The sequence below is a fragment of the Lentzea sp. genome (assembly GCF_036380075.1).
Lineage (GTDB): Bacteria > Actinomycetota > Actinomycetes > Mycobacteriales > Pseudonocardiaceae > Lentzea.
Genome location: NZ_DASVFL010000365.1, coordinates 1 through 2,777 on the forward strand (window position 1 = coordinate 1; position 2,777 = coordinate 2,777).

Annotated in this window: 2 protein-coding genes; both read left to right on the forward strand. The window is 66.2% G+C overall.

Annotated features, from left to right (window positions below):
* Positions 1 to 847, forward strand: an 847-nt coding sequence (locus VF330_RS38740) for a hypothetical protein (RefSeq protein ID WP_330856720.1), incomplete at its 5' end; no start/stop codon positions are given.
* A gap of 6 nt (positions 848 to 853) precedes the next feature.
* Positions 854 to 2,777, forward strand: a 1,924-nt coding sequence (locus tag VF330_RS38745; protein WP_330856721.1) for a CRTAC1 family protein, incomplete at its 3' end; no start/stop codon positions are given.

Genomic DNA, 2,777 nt, shown 5'->3' on the forward strand with positions numbered 1-2,777 from the left:
GCAGAACTCGCACGACCCGGGCCGGGGTGACGACCAGGACTACAACCGCACCGCTGGAGACGGGAAGCATCGCAGCCACCGCTTCCTCGCCGCCAACCAGTTCATGCCGCTCGCGCTGAAGCTGCCGGGAGCCCGGGAGCATGCCTTGCTGACGGAGCGGTGGCTGCAGGGCAGGATTCACATCCCGGAGATCGCCGACAAGTGGCGCACCGGCCCGGCGGTCCCGATCGAGCTCGCAGCACCGGCCGAGGCGAGCCCCGGCGACGATATCCGGCTCGATGTCGTGATTACCAACAACAAGGTCGGCCATGACTTCCCCACCGGCCCCCTGGACATCATTCAGTCGTGGGTCGAGGTCGTCGTGCGTGATCAGGACGGCCACGTCGTCTTCGCCACGGGGCAGCGGGACCAGCGCCATTTCATTCAGCCGGGGTCGTTCATCTTCAAGTCCGAGCCTGTGGATCAATACGGCAAGTTGATCGACCGCCACAACCTCTGGGAGATGGTCGGGGTGCGCTACCGGCGGGCGTTGTTCCCCGGCCAATCGGACCGGGCCGAATTCGCCTTCCAGTGCCCCGCCGCCATCGTGCCGCAGCCGGCCGCGGCAACAACCGGCGCTCGAGACGGACGCTCGCCGGACGACTCCCGTCGCGAATCGTTCCGGTTCCGCGCACCCGCCCGGGTGACGCGGCTCGAGGTGACGAGCCGCCTCATGTACCGCAAGATCGACCAGTTCCTCCTCAACTTCCTGTTCGGCGAATCCTCAGGGATCACGGCGCCGGTGACGGTCCTTTCGCAGGACTCGACGAGCATCACGGTGGTGCCGGCCCTCGCGCACGGACGCTAGCCGCCAGTGCTCGGCGACCTGACGCGCCGGCGGCGCCGCCTCGTCTTCACGGCAGGGCTCGCGCTCGCCTTCGTCGCGATCGCCGGAACGATCGTTCTCGTGGTGGGCCGCCCCGCTTCCTACCGCCCCGGCGAACAAATCGAAGGGCTCACTTCCGAGCTGTCACGCGGTTTACCGCAGGACTACCCACGCGTCACGTTCACCGATGTGACGCGCGAGGCGGGGATCACGTTCCACCACTTCTGGGGCGATCGCACCTCGCAGATCGTGGAAGACGTCGGCTCGGGCGTGGCCTGGGGAGACTACAACAATGACGGCTGGCCCGACCTGTTTCTCGTCAACTCCGTCGGCCCGATCACGGCGACACCGGAGGCGTTGAAGGCCTCCCCGGCGCGCTGCGCCTTGTACCGCAATAACAAGGATGGGACGTTCACCGACGTCACCGAGCAGGCCGGCCTCGACTTGCGGATCTGGGGCATGGGTGCTGCATGGGGGGATTACGACAACGACGGGTGGCCCGACCTCGTCATCTCCGCCTACGGCGAGAACCATCTCTACCACAATAACGGGAACGGCACGTTCACCGATGTGACTAAAGCCGCGGGGCTGGGCGGGCGGCGCGGCTTCTGGTCCGCCGTCGCCTGGGGCGACTACGACCGGGACGGGTACCTCGACCTGTACATCACCGGCTACGTCAAGTACAGACCCCTGGCCGATTCGGCGGGGGCTCTGCGCTACGACGTCGAGAACCCGGCGAGCATCAACCCCAGTACGTTTCCACCCGAGCGGAACCTTCTCTTTCACAACAACCGCAATGGCACGTTCACCGAGGTCGCCGCTCGGGCCGGCGTCCTGGGCGACAAGGGAAGAAGCCTAGGGGCCACCTGGGCGGATTTCGATGGGGACGGGTGGCCCGATTTGTACGTCGCGAATGATCTCACCCCCAACCAGCTGTTTCGAAACCGCGGCGACGGCACGTTCGAAGACATCACCAATCAGGCCAGGGTTGCGGATTACCGCAGTGGCATGGGCCTGGCCGTGGGGGACTGGGACGGCGACGGAGACCTCGATCTCTTCGTCAGCCACTGGATCGCGCAGGAAAACGCGCTATTCACGAACTTGCTGCACGACGACCAGCAGGAGCACCTGGCGCTGCGACGGTCCCGGCCGAGTCCCGGAGGAGGAGCCGAGTCGAGCCGTCCGCCCCTCGCATTCACGGACGAAGCCGATCGCTATGGGCTGGGTCAGGTGTCGCTCGACTTCGTCGGATGGGGCACATTCTTCTTCGACTACGACAACGACGGACGACTCGATCTCTTCGTCGCCAACGGACACACGTTCCAGCGCCGCGACGCTCCCCATCTCCTCGCGCCGCAGACCAGCAAACTCTTTTGGAACCGCGGCCCCAAGGAGGGCTTCTACGATGTCTCCGCCGTGAGCGGACCGTATTTCCAGACCCCCTACGTCGGTCGAGGCGCCGCCTTCGCCGACTACGACCGGGACGGTGACCTCGACGTCCTCGTCATGAATCACGGCGGCCCGCCGGTCCTGCTGCGCAACGACGGCGGTAACCGGGACCACTGGCTCAACGTGCAGCTGGAGGGGCGTCGGAGCAATCGCAGCGCAATCGGCGCCAACCTCCGACTGGTGGCGGGCACAACGAGCTGGTTCCGCGAGATCGGAGACCAGGGACCGTACCTCTCGCAAAACGAGCTGACCGAGCATTTCGGACTGGGGTCGCTCACGCGGGCCGACAGTCTGGTCATCGATTGGCCGAGCGGTACACACCAGGTGCTGACGGAGTTACCGGCGGGCCAGACGGTGACGGTGGTCGAGGGAGCGGCGCAGGTCCAGGACACCTCGAGTCGTGCCGCGACGACGGCGGGCGGGATCCGCGAATTCTGGGAAACCTATCGAACGGCGACGCGAC